Below are 14,239 nucleotides of genomic sequence, written 5' to 3' on the forward strand. Positions count from 1 at the left end.
CTTCATCTGCTTTAAAGCTGCCCATACTGAAGGGACAGCACAATCAAAATGTGCCGCAATTTCCCGTAAAAAAGCATCTGGATGAGCCTCTACAAAGGATTTCAATTCCTCTAAAGGAATCTTTCGGTTTTTGACGACTCGCTTTTTCCTCTCTAAGTGTCCTTGTTCACGTAAGTTCTTTTTCCATGTGAAGAGAGTTCTGACGCCGACATCAAAAACCTTGGCTGCCTCGACATGGCTGTGCCCCCTCTTTGATGTAATCTAATGCTCGCTGTTTAAAATCTGTACTACATGCATAGCTTTATTATAACATGCTTGTTTGAAACTAAGCGACTATAAAATATTAGCAATAAGCTTATTTAGAGATTTTAATATAGGAGGTGAAAAATATAGAGCAACAAACTTTTATATCTATACTTTTGTTGAGAACTTAGAAAGTATAGGAGATAAACCGTCACAATGGAACTCTGATTTGAATCATTTACTCAATGAAGAGGGTATGTATCTGAATAAAGAGGCTTTGATTCATTTTGAGTATAATGAATCAGAAAAAAATATGGTATTATAAATAGGAAAAGGAGATAAATTATCATGGAAATTAATCAAGTAATCATTAACATTTCTGCTAGACATGTTCATTTAAAGAGGGAACATTTAGATATTTTATTTGGTGAAGGATACCAACTAAACAAGTTAAAAGATTTGTATCAGCCTGGTGAATTTGCTGCTGAAGAACAGGTTACAATTCAGTCGGCATCTGGCGAGATTAATCGTGTCAGGGTATTAGGACCAATTCGTCCTTATACACAAGTTGAGGTTTCTAAAACAGATTCTAGATTATTAAAGATAACTCCACCAGTACGTACTTCGAGTGAGATTGAAAACTCTTCACCGATTACCATTATAGGACCTAATGGAAGAGTTAATTTAGATGAAGGGTGCATTATTGCTAATAGACATATTCACTTTGCCACAGAAGAAGCTGAGGAAATGGGTCTTAAAAATGGAGATATAGTTTCTGTTGAAGTAAAAAGCGAAAAAAGTGCTACTTTGCATGATGTTCATTGCAGAGTGAGTGATAAATATAGATTGGAAATGCATATTGATACTGATGATGCGAATGCACTTCTTTTATCAGGAGGTGAGATTGGCACGATTATAAAAGAGTAGAAATGGAGATTATCGAAAGTTGATTAAGGCATTAATAATTAGAAATTTTCAAATGTATACTAGATTTTTTCCAGTAGCTCTATTCCTGAATCGATTGTTAGATGCCATTTTTCAGCTTTTAGGGTATTGGTTAATTGCTCATTATCTTTTTAATAACAAATTAGTAGTTAGTCAAGTAGAAGTGATTGATTATTTTACTTTCGCTGCTGCTGGGATGCTTTACTACAATGTTGCTGTTGCTATTTTGATGAATGTAGGGCGTTCATTGATGGTTGAGGTTCGAGAGGGAACCTTGGAAAGCTTATTTATAACTCCATATAGTATTTTCAGCTATTATATAGGCGTGTTCATTGAACAGCTTGGAAGAACTTTTATGGAGTTTTGTTCACTTTTTATTATTTCTATTTTGCTCGGTGCAAAGTTCATGGCAACTCCAATATCCTATTGGCTGTTGAGAGTTATGTTGTTATTGTTTTAATATCATTTTCTATGAGTGTTTTTGTTGCTAACATAATGCTCTGGTTAAGAGATACATTTATAAGTCAGAATACGTTATTTATTTTGATATTTTTAGTATCTGGTGTTACATTTCCTAGGACAGTGCTTCTTGATTTTCTAAAATGTGTTGGTGATTTATTACCAATTACTTATGGCTTAGAGATAGTTAGACTAATATCTTCTGGAGATTTGGAATCGCTTCAACTATGTCTATTGATTTTTAAAGTTTTACTTCTCTCATTAGTTTTTATTGTGATTGGCTTGCTCAGTTATAAAAAGATGGAGAAGAAAGTGATCGAATATTTAACAATTTAGGAGAATTCCGATGTTAGAAGTAAAAAATGTATCTAAAAGTTATCTTACAAAAACGAAGATTAATTTACTAAAAAGAAAAAGTAAGCTATTAATAATGTTTCATTAAAAATTCCAAGAGGAAAAATAATTGGAGTTTTAGGAGAAAATGGGGCAGGCAAAACAACCTTAATAAAAATGATGACAACGCTTCTAAAACAAGATTCAGGAGAAATTACAATTAATGGAATTGATATTAATGATAATTTAAAGGATACTCGAAGTAAAATCAATGTTATAAGTGATGGAGAGAGAAATCTTTTTATATGGTCTAAAATTGATACTTCAATTTCATATGACCACTTATTGAGAAAATTAACATCTGAATATGATGTATCAGAGAAAAAAGCAGATAAAGACTTGAAAAGAATTATTAACCAATTTAGTGAACTTGAGTTTGTTTCAGTTAAGGGAGGTTAATGTTGCTTTTTCTGAAATATATTTAATGCTTATATCGAAAATACTTAGAAAAGTCTTGAAGTTTTGTGGCTCTTTATCAACTTGTAGTGGGGTGATGAAAAGAGTGGTTAATACTAGACATACTTCAAAAAGCATTGTACGATAGTAACATGAAATTAGCTAAACAAGAAATCACCTTTCTCTTTAAAGACCTTACTAAGCCTCTAACACAAAGTCTTCCAATCGTTCTGCTTTGTTTGATGGGAAAATCCTATCAAGAGATGATAGAGCGTCTAGACTGTAGTTTGGTGAAATTTAAAGAAGGATGAGGAGTTAGGTTCGGACTCTCTCCTTCAAGAAAGACGTGGTGGTTGTAACCACGTTTATATGACAGTCAAGGAATAGATAGTTTTCCGGTCATTTGAAAACTTCAGAGGAAGAGGAAGTTGTTACAGTAGATTTCCTGCAAAATCTAGATTGAATTGTAATAAAAATGAATTCATTGCTTATAACGTACCGGACTAGGATATACAGACCGTTGTAGGACAAGTGTTCTAGAGATTGTTTCTCAGGAGGTTTAGTGATACTCCATTTCTTCAGTCCTATCAAAAGGAGATTAGTCGTTCCTACACAGGTGATGCTTTCTGTCAACTGTTGAAGCGACATAGCTGGCGCACTGTTGCCCTAGATCCTAAGAAAGCAGGCGCTCAAACCATTGCCGCGTCTAAACATCCCATCTCTATTCAAGAAGGTAAGAAAACGCTTTAAAGATAGTAGATGCTTTCGTAAGCTTGGGTTCATGCATCAAAGATGAGGCTGGTTTCGGATAGGCAGTAAACTAGGATCTTGTTAGCCACCTAAAGGAATAGGTCCTCCTGTCCATAGTCATTCCGTGCATGAATTCTCTTACTGTTAGAGAGCTGTTGATGCTTATAGAGGAGCATCCTTTTTCCTGCTTGCCGGAGGATGCCATACTGAATGGAGGAAAGCTTGTTTACAAGAACTGTCACAGGCCTATCCAACTGATTTTATTTTACTAGTCATGGATCATGCCCTAGGGCATCCATCAAGTAGCTTAACTATTCCAAATCATATTGGCTTTCCCTTTATTCCCCCATACAGGCCAGAGATGAATCCTATTGAACAGATGCAGAAAGAGCTTGGTGAAGGTGGCTTCCAGAATAAAGCATTTCAAACCTTGGAAGCTGGCATTGATACATTTCAAGAGATCATACAAGGATTAGAGAGGAGTGTTGTAAAGTCCATCGTTAAAAGAGAATGAACCAGAATGCTTTTTGAAAATAGATATGAGTATTAGTTGAACTGCCCTATGCCGAACGGCACCTACGGTGGTGTGAGAGGGACTAGTCTTAGCCCCTACTCGATTCAATCTGTACCCACACAATTCTTCTTTTTTTATCTTGTGATTCACTCTGTTCTATTTTAAAATGAAATGGTAGCTACCAATATAAATGATGAGGATAAAACAAATGACTGAAAATCGTTATGAATTAAATAAAAATTTGGCACAGATGCTCAAAGGTGGGGTTATCATGGACGTTCAAAATCCTGAACAGGCTCGTATTGCAGAGGCTGCTGGTGCGGCTGCTGTTATGGCTTTGGAGCGGATTCCAGCTGATATTCGTGCAGCTGGTGGTGTTTCCCGTATGAGTGATCCAAAGATGATTAAGGAAATCCAAGAAGCGGTTAGCATTCCAGTGATGGCTAAGGTTAGAATCGGGCATTTTGTTGAAGCTCAGATTTTAGAGGCTATTGAGATTGACTATATCGATGAGAGTGAAGTTTTATCTCCAGCTGACGATCGTTTCCATGTGGACAAGAAAGAATTTCAAGTACCTTTTGTCTGTGGAGCTAAGGACTTGGGGGAAGCCTTGCGTCGTATCGCTGAAGGTGCTTCCATGATTCGTACTAAAGGAGAACCGGGTACAGGAGATATTGTCCAAGCTGTTCGCCATATGCGTATGATGAATCAGGAAATTCGCCGTATTCAAAACCTACGCGAGGACGAACTTTATGTTGCTGCCAAGGAATTGCAAGTCCCTGTAGAATTGGTTCAATACGTCCATGAACATGGGAAATTGCCAGTTGTAAACTTCGCAGCTGGAGGCGTTGCAACGCCAGCAGATGCTGCACTTATGATGCAATTAGGGGCAGAGGGTGTATTTGTCGGTTCAGGTATTTTTAAGTCAGGCGATCCTGTTAAACGAGCGAGTGCCATTGTTAAGGCTGTGACTAACTTCCGTAATCCTCAAATCCTAGCTCAAATCTCTGAAGATCTAGGAGAAGCTATGGTTGGTATCAATGAAAATGAGATCCAAATTCTCATGGCTGAGCGAGGAAAATAGATGAAAATCGGAATATTGGCCTTGCAAGGTGCCTTTGCAGAGCATGCAAAAGTGCTAGATCAATTAGGTGTCGAGAGTGTTGAAATCAGAAATTTAGAGGATTTTCAGAAATCTCAGAGTGACTTGTCGGGTTTGATTTTGCCTGGTGGTGAGTCTACAACCATGGGCAAGCTCTTACGAGACCAGGACATGCTGATTCCCATTCGAGAAGCCATTCTATCTGGTTTACCAGTATTTGGAACCTGTGCAGGCTTGATTTTGCTGGCTAAGGAAATTACTTCTCAGAAAGAGAGTCATCTAGGAACTATGGATATGGTGGTCGAGCGCAATGCCTATGGGCGCCAATTAGGAAGTTTCTATACGGAAGCAGAATGTAAGGGAGTTGGTCAGATTCCAATGACCTTTATCCGTGGTCCAATTATCAGCAGTGTTGGAGAAGATGTAGAAATTCTAGCAACAGTGAATAATCAAATCGTTGCAGCCCAAGAAAAAAATATGTTGGTAACTTCTTTTCATCCTGAATTGACTGATGATGTAAGCTTGCACCAGTACTTTATAAATATATGTGAAGAAAAAAGATAGTAAAAAAGCGCAAAAAATCACTTCCTGTGCTATACTATAATTGAAATTTTTTTAGTTTTTGCGTTAGAAATGTTTCCTCAGTCCTAGCGCCTTTTCTTTTTGATAAGTATGCTTGGTGGAGAGTAGTTTGTAAATGATTCTGAAGATCTTATGAGCACAAGCAATGACGGCTTTCATATTGCTTCCTCTTTAGGAAATTCGATTATAAAACTCTAAGCAGGCTCTGCCTGCTTAGAGTTTTACATGTAATAAACAATGGCGATGTATTGGAGTGCGGACGCAGCTAGGATAAAGAGATGCCAAATCATGTGGAAATAAGGTTTTTTCTTGGCGTAAAATCCAGCCCCAACTGTATAAGAGAGTCCGCCAGTTACCATGAGACTCCAGAAAATTGGTGTCGTTTGACTGATAATGGCAGGAATGATAGCCAGAACCAACCAGCCCATAATCAGGTAAAGAGCAAGGCTAAATTTTTCATTGACTTTTTTAGCAAGGATTTTATAGAGAATACCAAAGATGGTCGTTCCCCATTGGATAGCAATAATCAGATAGCCAAACCAGTTATTCATCAAGGTTAAGACGACTGGCGTATAAGAGCCTGCGATAGCCACATAAATCATAGAATGGTCAATAATTCTCAAGACGTATTTGTGGGTCGAACCATAGGCCATAGAGTGGTAAATGGTGGATGAGAGGAACATGAGAAAGAGACTGATAACGAAAATGGAAACGCCGATAGAGGATAAAAAGCCATGTGCTTCGTAACTATAGGTGGATGAAATAGGGAGTAAGATGAGCATGATGACTGCACCCACAGCATGGGTCACACTATTAGCAATCTCTTCTCCGAAACTGAGTTGTTTGCTGAGTTTAAGACTAGTGTTCATTGGATTACCTCCTCTTGAGTATGATGGATTAAGGCTAGGGTTTGATGATAGAGTTTAACGGTTTGGCAGCTGGTTTGGATGATAGGGTTAGCTGGGTCAATTCCTTGGTTCATGTAGTTCACAAAAGCATCGTAGAGTTGCTCTGAACTTGCTTGACTTTGTAGAGTATTCAGTGTCTGAGCGATTTCTTGAATCGAAAATACAGACTTGAGGGTTGTGATAGCAATCAGACGGGCAATCTGTTGACGTTGGTATTTTTTCTTGTCAGGTTTTGTCAGGTAACCATGTTTGACATAATTGTTAACCATAGATGCTGTCAAGCCTTTGTCTTTATCAGGAGAGATAGGGGCACAGACCTGATTGACATAGAGTAAAACCTGGTCCAGATAGAGGTCAATATTTGGAATTTCTGCCCATTTTGGGTAGGAAAAGGTAGTTTTCATTTTCAACTCCTTTTTATCTAGTTTTAATAACTAGATTATAAAATAACAAAAACAGAAAGTCAAGTTTTAACTGCTTGTAGAAAGACTTAAATTATGCTAGGATGGGAGAAACTAGTCAGAAATGAGGAGAAAAGATGGAGATTCGTTTAGCTTTTCCAAATGAAGTAGATGACATCATGCAAGTGATGGAGGATGCTAAAAAATGTTTAGCGGATGCTGGTAGTGACCAGTGGCAAAATGGTTATCCAAATGCTGATATTATTATTGAAGATATTATCTCAGGTCAAGCCTATGTAGCCTTGGAAGAGGGAGAACTACTAGCCTATGCTGCTGTGACCAAGAGTCCAGAGGCAGCCTATGAAGCCATTTATGAAGGCAACTGGCAAGTTGGGGAGTCAGAGTACCTAGTCTTTCACCGTATTGCTGTGGCAGCAGATGTGCAGGGACAGGGAGTTGCTCAAACCTTTTTAGAGGGCTTGATTGAAGGTTTTGATTATCTAGATTTTCGCTCAGATACGCATGCTGAAAACAAAGCTATGCAGCATATTTTTGAAAAACTCGGTTTTAAACAGGTTGGTAAGGTTCCAGTTGATGGCGAACGCTTGGCCTATCAAAAATTAAAGAAATAATGCAAAAGAAGTATGTAAAAATGCTCTATTCTTCGCCGATTGGCTCCCTTTCTCTCGTAGCTGATGACCATTATTTGTATGGAATTTGGGTTCAGGAGCAGAAGCATTTTGAGAGGGGACTAGGAGATGAGACGATAGAAGCAGTTGTTAGTCATCCCATTTTAGACCCAGTTATTACTTGCTTAGATGCTTACTTTAAAGGCAAGCCTAAGGATTTATCCGACTTGCCCTTGGCTCCAATTGGAACGGATTTTGAAAAGCGAGTTTGGGACTATTTACAGGGAATTCCTTATGGTCAGACAGTGACATATGGGCAAATAGCCCAAGACCTGCAAGTGCCTTCTGCTCAAGCAATTGGTGGAGCGGTAGGACGCAATCCTTGGTCTATTCTAGTACCTTGTCACCGTGTGCTGGGAGCAGGCAAGCGTCTGACTGGTTATGCCGCAGGAGTGGAAAAGAAAGCCTGGCTCTTGGAGTATGAAGGCGCAGATTTTAAAGATATAAATAATAGAAAGTGAAAGACATGTTAGAATTTATCGAATACCCAAAATGTTCAACTTGTAAAAAAGCAAAACAAGAATTAAACCAACTCGGTGTGGACTACAAAGCCGTCCATATCGCCGAAGAAACACCTAGCCAAGAAGTTATTTTAAACTGGCTGGAAACCTCAGGGTTTGAATTGAAGCAATTTTTTAACACCAGTGGAATCAAATACCGTGAATTAGGGTTAAAAGATAAGGTAGGAAGTCTGTCAAACCAAGAAGCAGCTGAGTTGCTAGCAAGCGACGGCATGTTGTTAAAACGGCCAATTTTAGTAGAAAATGGAACTGTTAAACAAATCGGTTATCGAAAACCTTATGAAGAATTGGGATTGAAATAGTTTTTACTTATCTCTCTGATAGATAAAATATATAACCTCCCTGTTTTAAAGTATGATAAACTAGTAGGTAGACAAAGACTGTATCTGACCGTAGCAAATAATTTCATTGACGGCAGAAGTATGGTAGAATGAATCATTATCAGGAGAGGATGTTTTTATGAATGTTACAACGATTTTAGCATCAGATTGGTATCAAAACTTGATGCAATTGATTCCGGATGGCAAGCTTTTTAGCTTGCGTTCGGTCTTTGATGGAATTCCGAGAATTGTTCAACAACTTCCAACAACGATTATGTTGACAATTGGTGGTGCCTTTTTTGGCTTGGTTTTGGCGCTTCTTTTTGCCATTGTGAAGATCAATCGTGTCAAGATTTTATATCCCTTGCAGGCCTTCTTTGTTAGTTTCTTAAAAGGGACACCGATTTTAGTGCAGCTCATGTTGACCTACTACGGAATTCCTTTGGCTTTGAAAGCTCTCAATCAGCAATGGGGAACTGGTCTCAATATCAATGCGATTCCAGCCGCTGCTTTTGCGATTGTCGCCTTTGCCTTTAATGAGGCAGCTTATGCTAGTGAAACCATTCGTGCAGCCATTCTCTCAGTTAACCCTGGTGAGATTGAGGCGGCACGCAGTCTGGGTATGACCCGAGCGCAAGTTTATCGACGAGTGATTATTCCAAATGCAGCAGTTGTGGCAACTCCAACCTTGATTAACTCCCTCATCGGCTTGACCAAGGGAACTTCCCTAGCCTTTAGTGCGGGTGTTGTGGAAGTCTTTGCCCAAGCTCAGATTTTGGGTGGTGCCGATTATCGTTATTTTGAGCGCTTCATCTCCGTTGCTCTTGTTTATTGGGTAGTCAATATCGGAATTGAGAGCCTTGGTCGTTTCATCGAGAGAAAAATGGCTATTTCTGCACCAGATACAGTGCAAACAGATGTGAAAGGAGACCTTCGTTAATGATTAAGATTTCGAATTTAAGCAAATCCTTTTCAGGACAGACTGTCTTGGATCATCTGGACTTGGATATTCAAAAAGGGGAAGTTGTAGCCTTGATTGGTTCTTCAGGAGCTGGAAAATCAACCTTTCTTCGCAGTCTCAATTATCTTGAAACACCTGATAGTGGCTCGATTCAGATTGATGATTTCTCGGTTGATTTTTCTAAAATCACTCAAGAAGAAATCCTTGCCCTACGTCGCAAGTTATCTATGGTATTTCAGCAGTTTAATTTGTTTGAGCGCCGTACAGCACTTGATAATGTGAAAGAAGGCTTGGTTGTTGTCAAGAAATTATCTGACCAAGAAGCGACTAAGATTGCCAAGGAAGAGTTGGCTAAGGTTGGGCTTTCTGATCGTGAAAACCATTACCCTCGCCATTTATCAGGTGGACAAAAGCAACGGGTTGCCTTGGCGCGTGCGCTTGCTATGAAACCAGATGTCTTGCTCTTAGATGAACCAACTTCAGCCCTTGACCCAGAATTGGTCGGTGAAGTAGAGAAGTCTATTGCAGATGCTGCTAAGTCAGGTCAGACCATGATTTTGGTCAGTCATGACATGTCCTTTGTAGCCCAAGTGGCTGATAAGATTCTCTTCTTAGATAAGGGGAAAATCATCGAGTCTGGAACACCAGATGAGATTATCCACCATCCTAAAGAAGAGCGGACAAAAGAATTCTTCGCTAGTTACAAACGGACTTATATTTGATATAATAGATAAAGAAAAACTCAGTTAGCTGGACTAGCTGAGTTTACTCTTTAAAAAAGATAGAAATGAGAGAAATCATGCTACTGCAACTATTTTCTTTATATTTCGAGAGTTTGATCTTAACCACCATCCTCGTCCTGATTTTTTTAGGAATTTGGATTGGACTGAGAGCCATGTCGGGAGTTGATAAGACAGCCAAGGCTCGCCAAGCCCATCTCTATGATATGATTATGATTGGGGTCTTGGTTGTTCCAGTATTATCCTTTGCGGTTATGAGTTTAATTCTTGTTTTCAAGGCATAATCCTTGCGTGATTGACAAGAAAGAGTTAGAATAAAGATAGTTACAACAAGAAAGAAGGAAACTATATGTACGATACTATTATTATCGGTGCTGGACCTGCAGGGATGACTGCAGCCTTGTATGCTGCTCGAAGCAATTTGAAAGTAGCTTTGATTGAAGGTGGTCTGCCAGGTGGTCAGATGAATAATACATCTGATATCGAAAATTACCCAGGATATGCTAATATTAGTGGACCTGAATTGGCAGAAAAGATGTTTGAACCGCTTGAAAATCTCGGTGTTGAGCACATTTATGGATATGTTGAAAATGTCGAAGACCATGGTGATTTTAAGAAAGTGATGACTGACGACCAAACATATGAAACTCGTACCGTTATCGTAGCAACTGGTTCTAAACACCGTCCTTTGGGAGTACCTGGAGAAGAAGAACTGAACAGTCGTGGTGTTTCTTACTGTGCTGTGTGTGATGGTGCTTTCTTCCGTGACCAAGATTTGTTGGTAGTTGGTGGTGGAGATTCAGCTGTTGAAGAAGCCCTCTTCTTGACTCGTTTTGCTAAGACTGTTACCATTGTTCACCGTCGTGACCAACTTCGTGCTCAAAAGGTTTTACAAGACCGCGCCTTTGCGAATGAGAAAATCAGCTTTATCTGGGATTCTGTAGTGAAGGAAATCAAGGGTGAAAACCGAGTAGAATCTGTCGTATTTGAAAATGTGAAAACATGTCAAGTGACAGAACAAGCCTTCGGTGGCGTCTTTATCTATGTTGGATTGGACCCTCTTAGCGATTTTGTTAAAGAATTGAATATCCAAGATCAGGCAGGCTGGATTGTGACAGATAACCACATGAAAACTGCAGTTGACGGTATCTTTGCAGTTGGAGATGTTCGCCAGAAAGACCTTCGCCAAGTAACAACAGCGGTTGGAGATGGAGCTATCGCTGGTCAAGAAGCCTATAAATTTATCACAGAACATAGTTAATCATAAAAAAGTTTCCAATCAGATGACTGGAAACTTTTTTATAGTCTGTTTCGGAAAACTTCGTACATGAGAATGGCCGCAGCAACACTGGCATTAAGGCTTTGAACATGGCCATTCATGGGAATGGTAATCATTTCATCGACCTGTTTTTTAATGTTGCTAGAGATGCCTTTTCCTTCATTTCCGATGATGAGGGCGATTTTCCCTTTTGTATTCCACTTATGGCAAGGAGTACCGTTCATATCCGTTCCAAAGGTCCAGAAGCCTTCATCCTTGACTTTGTCCAGAGTTTGGCTCAGATTGGTCACTCGGGCGATGGGAACGTGCTCGATAGCACCTGTGGCCGTTTTGGCAACGACGGGGGTAACACCTACAGCACGGTGCTTGGGAATGATGACACCTGAAACATTGGTCGCATCGGCTGTTCTCAGGATGGATCCTAGGTTGTGAGGGTCAGTCAAACCATCCAGAATCAATAGCAAAGGATTTTCTTCTTGGCGTGTTTTGGAAAGGATGTGATCTAGCTCGCTATAGGCAAATTCGGACACTCGTAAAACAAAACCTTGGTGGACAGCACCTTCAGTCATCTCAGAGAGGGATTTTTTTGAGGTCCAAGAAATGGACACCTTCTTTTCTGTAGCCAGTTCCTTGACTTTCTCAAGATTCTTACCTCGGAGATTTTCTTGGAGGTAGAGTTTGTTTCCAGTATTTGCAAGGAGGGCTTCGGTAACGGCGTGGACGCCATAGACAATATCATTTGTTTTCATGCCTCTATTATAACACAAAACCCCGTCTTGCAACGGGATTTTCTTTATTCTAGAATCAGTAAACCATCTTTAACTGCAAATGGGTCTTTTTCATTGATACGATCGTAAAACATGATACCGTTAATGTGGTCAATTTCATGCTGAACAACAATGGAGTTGTAGCCTTTGAGTTTGATACGGTGTTTTTCTCCATCTTTGTCAAAGTAGTCAACAGTAACGCGGGCATGGCGAACAACATAGCCAGGCACGTTGCGGTCTACAGACAGGCAACCTTCTCCTTCACCAAGAGCAGCGTCTTGAACAGAGTGAGAGACGATTTTTGGATTGTACATAATGGCTTGCAAGTCGTAGGCTTCCTGCGGAGTTTCGCCTTCTTCAACAATATTAGGTACCAAAACAGCGATAATGCGTTTTGAGATATCCAATTGAGGAGCAGCCAGTCCAACCCCACCGCGGAGTCCCAATTTTTCAGCCATGACAGGATCTTGGGAATGTTTAAGGAATTGCATCATCTTTTCGCCAAGGATGATTTCCTGATCAGATAAGGGGAAAGTAACTTCCTCAGCAACTGCGCGTAGAGTTGGGTTCCCCTCGCGGATAATATCGTTCATATCAATTAAGTGAGCAGCTTTTGTAATACGTTCTATTGCAGACATTTTCTCTCCTTTCATTACCTCTACATGATATCACAAAATGTCAAGGATTGAAAGTATTATAGCCTTTAGGATTTATAGAAAATAGATAGGAAGTTCAATTCATACTCAATAAAAATCAAAGAGCAAACTAAAAAGCTAGCCGCAGGTTGCNNGTCGGTAACATATATACGGTAAGGCGACGCTGACGTGGTTTGAAGAGATTTTCGAAGAGTATCAATTGTGAAAGAATTACTTATCTATGATATAATAAAAAGAAAAGGCTTGCATAAGAAAGTAGGGAGAATGAAGATGAAAAGAAGACAAAATCGAAATCAGGGTGGTTTAGCTTTTCGTTTTATGAAGGGCTTGGTAAACTTTTTTAGGAGTTATCGCAGGTGGAGCAATAAAGGATTTGTGGCGGTACTCTTGCTAGCAGTTGCTTTATCAATGGGCTTGGTCTTGTTGGTTGAAAGTTTCCAAGGAATCCCTTTAACCAGTCAAAAACGAGATACTATTTCTCAAGAGGGGACTAAGCAAAAGTCTCAGGAGCAGGAAGAGGAAAAAACTGCCAGAATTATGGCTAATGGGGATTTGCTCTACCACGATGGACTTTTCTTTTCAGCTAAAAAAGAAGACGGTACCTATGACTTTCATGAGAATTTTGAGTATGTGACACCTTGGCTCAAGCAAGCAGATTTAGCTATTGGTGATTTTGAAGGAACCATCAATAAGGATCATTATTTAGCGGGTTATCCTCTCTTTAATGCTCCTGCTGAAGTTATGGATGCCATTAAGGATGCAGGTTATCATGTGCTAGATTTAGCTCATAATCATATTTTGGATTCGCAAATTGAGGGAGTTATTTCAACGGCCGATATTATTGAAAAAGCTGGAATCACTCCAATCGGAGTTTATACGCATGAACCACGTGATCAGGCTCCGTTGGTCATTAAGGAAGTGAATGGAATCAAGGTTGCTCTTTTGGCCTATTCCTATGGATTCAATGGAATTGAACGGTATATTTCTCAGGAAGACTATAATCGTTATCTTTCAGATTTAAACGAAGATAAGATGAAGGCTGAAATTGAACGGGCAGAGAAGGAAGCAGATATCACCATTATCATGCCTCAGATGGGTGTGGAGTATCGATTGGAACCAACTGAGGAACAAAAAGCTCTTTATCACAAGATGATTGATTGGGGGGCGGATATTATTTTTGGAGGGCATCCTCACGTTGTGGAACCATCTGAAACGGTTGAAAAAGATGGAGACAAGAAACTCATTATCTATTCAATGGGGAACTTCATTTCCAATCAACGGATTGAATCTATGGGAGATGAAGAAAATGCTAAGTGGACTGAACGTGGCGTTCTCATGGATGTAACCATTAAGAAGAAGGATGGAAAAACAACTATCGGAACAGCTAAAGCTCATCCTACTTGGGTCAATCGAACACCAAAGGGAACCTTTTCACCAGAAGGCTATCCTTTATATCATTATCAAACCTATATCTTGGAAGATTTTATAGAGGGTGGCAGTCATCGTGACCAGTTAGATGAAGCGACTAAGGAACGAATTGATACAGCCTATAAAGAAATGAACGAACATGTGGGATTGAAGTGGGATTAGCTTGAATAGACTTCCTGCGAAAC

The 14,239-nt window shown here is 39.6% G+C and carries 18 protein-coding genes and 3 pseudogenes; 16 read left to right on the top strand and 5 right to left on the bottom strand.

Annotated elements, in window-relative coordinates; all coding sequences use genetic code 11:
• Nucleotides 1-256, bottom strand: a pseudogene (locus tag HT715_RS12030) (IS630 transposase-related protein); the annotation flags it as partial.
• A 63-nt stretch (nt 257-319) separates the two neighbouring features.
• Here HT715_RS12030 and HT715_RS09405 point away from each other — a divergent pair.
• From HT715_RS09405 to pdxT, 8 genes and pseudogenes are all read left to right on the top strand, one after another.
• Nucleotides 320-568 carry a hypothetical protein gene (locus HT715_RS09405; protein ID WP_000777026.1) on the top strand — a complete coding sequence of 83 codons (249 nt, stop codon included), beginning with the start codon at nt 320-322 and terminating at the stop codon, nt 566-568.
• 23 nt (nt 569-591) lie between these two features.
• On the top strand, nt 592-1,170 hold the full coding sequence (pduL, locus tag HT715_RS09410) for a phosphate propanoyltransferase (protein ID WP_000405172.1): 579 nt from the start codon (nt 592-594) through the stop codon (nt 1,168-1,170).
• 19 nt (nt 1,171-1,189) lie between these two features.
• Nucleotides 1,190-1,648, top strand: coding sequence for a hypothetical protein (locus HT715_RS12035; RefSeq protein WP_212750464.1), 459 nt, complete (start codon nt 1,190-1,192; stop codon nt 1,646-1,648).
• 461 nt (nt 1,649-2,109) lie between these two features.
• Nucleotides 2,110-2,439 carry a PqqD family peptide modification chaperone gene (locus HT715_RS09420; protein ID WP_230554368.1) on the top strand — a complete coding sequence of 110 codons (330 nt, stop codon included), beginning with the start codon at nt 2,110-2,112 and terminating at the stop codon, nt 2,437-2,439.
• 209 nt (nt 2,440-2,648) lie between these two features.
• Nucleotides 2,649-2,820 (top strand): annotated as a pseudogene (locus HT715_RS12040) (IS630 family transposase); the annotation flags it as partial.
• 195 nt (nt 2,821-3,015) lie between these two features.
• Nucleotides 3,016-3,700, top strand: a pseudogene (locus tag HT715_RS12045) (transposase); the annotation flags it as partial.
• 208 nt (nt 3,701-3,908) lie between these two features.
• Nucleotides 3,909-4,784, top strand: coding sequence for a pyridoxal 5'-phosphate synthase lyase subunit PdxS (gene pdxS, locus HT715_RS09435; RefSeq protein WP_000138526.1), 876 nt, complete (start codon nt 3,909-3,911; stop codon nt 4,782-4,784).
• Complete coding sequence (pdxT, locus tag HT715_RS09440) at nt 4,785-5,366, top strand: pyridoxal 5'-phosphate synthase glutaminase subunit PdxT (protein ID WP_023937432.1); 582 nt, start codon at nt 4,785-4,787, stop codon at nt 5,364-5,366. It abuts the gene before it with no gap.
• Between the two features lie 239 nt (nt 5,367-5,605).
• Here the strand turns inward: pdxT and HT715_RS09445 are convergent, their stop codons facing one another.
• Nucleotides 5,606-6,253, bottom strand: a complete 648-nt coding sequence (locus HT715_RS09445; protein WP_001097999.1) for a hemolysin III family protein — start codon at nt 6,251-6,253, stop codon at nt 5,606-5,608.
• The gene (locus HT715_RS09450; RefSeq protein WP_000858721.1) at nt 6,250-6,696 is read right to left on the bottom strand and encodes a DUF1836 domain-containing protein; all 447 of its coding nucleotides are present in this window, start codon (nt 6,694-6,696) and stop codon (nt 6,250-6,252) included. Before HT715_RS09450 ends, HT715_RS09445 begins: the two co-directional genes overlap by 4 nt.
• A 134-nt stretch (nt 6,697-6,830) precedes the next feature.
• Between HT715_RS09450 and HT715_RS09455 the strand changes: the two genes are divergently transcribed.
• The 7 genes from HT715_RS09455 to trxB all read left to right on the top strand — a co-directional run bounded on the left by HT715_RS09455 (nt 6,831) and on the right by trxB (nt 11,185).
• Nucleotides 6,831-7,325: a GNAT family N-acetyltransferase gene (locus HT715_RS09455; RefSeq protein ID WP_000405855.1), complete on the top strand. Its 495-nt coding sequence runs from the start codon at nt 6,831-6,833 to the stop codon at nt 7,323-7,325.
• A complete protein-coding gene (locus HT715_RS09460) occupies nt 7,325-7,843 on the top strand; it encodes a methylated-DNA--[protein]-cysteine S-methyltransferase (RefSeq protein WP_023934081.1) in 519 nt (172 codons plus the stop codon). Before HT715_RS09455 ends, HT715_RS09460 begins: the two co-directional genes overlap by 1 nt.
• A 5-nt stretch (nt 7,844-7,848) precedes the next feature.
• The gene (locus HT715_RS09465; protein WP_023934080.1) at nt 7,849-8,205 is read left to right on the top strand and encodes an arsenate reductase family protein; all 357 of its coding nucleotides are present in this window, start codon (nt 7,849-7,851) and stop codon (nt 8,203-8,205) included.
• 157 nt (nt 8,206-8,362) lie between these two features.
• Nucleotides 8,363-9,163 (top strand): amino acid ABC transporter permease, encoded by an 801-nt coding sequence (locus HT715_RS09470; RefSeq protein ID WP_001103446.1) that lies wholly within the window; start codon nt 8,363-8,365, stop codon nt 9,161-9,163.
• Nucleotides 9,163-9,906 carry an amino acid ABC transporter ATP-binding protein gene (locus HT715_RS09475; protein ID WP_000590965.1) on the top strand — a complete coding sequence of 248 codons (744 nt, stop codon included), beginning with the start codon at nt 9,163-9,165 and terminating at the stop codon, nt 9,904-9,906. Before HT715_RS09470 ends, HT715_RS09475 begins: the two co-directional genes overlap by 1 nt.
• Before the next feature lie 77 nt (nt 9,907-9,983).
• Nucleotides 9,984-10,208 carry a DUF4059 family protein gene (locus tag HT715_RS09480; RefSeq protein WP_000926599.1) on the top strand — a complete coding sequence of 75 codons (225 nt, stop codon included), beginning with the start codon at nt 9,984-9,986 and terminating at the stop codon, nt 10,206-10,208.
• A gap of 65 nt (nt 10,209-10,273) precedes the next feature.
• Entirely contained in the window at nt 10,274-11,185 is a 912-nt protein-coding gene (gene trxB, locus HT715_RS09485; RefSeq protein WP_172922930.1) for a thioredoxin-disulfide reductase, read from the top strand.
• A 38-nt stretch (nt 11,186-11,223) separates the two neighbouring features.
• Here trxB and rlmB read toward each other — a convergent pair whose 3' ends face one another.
• Both rlmB and def read right to left on the bottom strand, forming a co-directional pair.
• A complete protein-coding gene (gene rlmB / locus HT715_RS09490) occupies nt 11,224-11,952 on the bottom strand; it encodes a 23S rRNA (guanosine(2251)-2'-O)-methyltransferase RlmB (protein WP_000855765.1) in 729 nt (242 codons plus the stop codon).
• 44 nt (nt 11,953-11,996) lie between these two features.
• Nucleotides 11,997-12,608 (bottom strand): peptide deformylase, encoded by a 612-nt coding sequence (def, locus tag HT715_RS09495; protein ID WP_001272952.1) that lies wholly within the window; start codon nt 12,606-12,608, stop codon nt 11,997-11,999.
• Between the two features lie 288 nt (nt 12,609-12,896).
• Here def and HT715_RS09500 point away from each other — a divergent pair, with 288 nt between their 5' ends.
• Complete coding sequence (locus HT715_RS09500; protein ID WP_000830204.1) at nt 12,897-14,216, top strand: CapA family protein; 1,320 nt, start codon at nt 12,897-12,899, stop codon at nt 14,214-14,216.
• The last annotated feature ends 23 nt before the right edge of the window (nt 14,217-14,239 follow it).

The organism is Streptococcus sp. 4155, from assembly GCF_013276695.1.
GTDB classification, from domain to species: Bacteria; Bacillota; Bacilli; order Lactobacillales; family Streptococcaceae; genus Streptococcus; species Streptococcus pseudopneumoniae.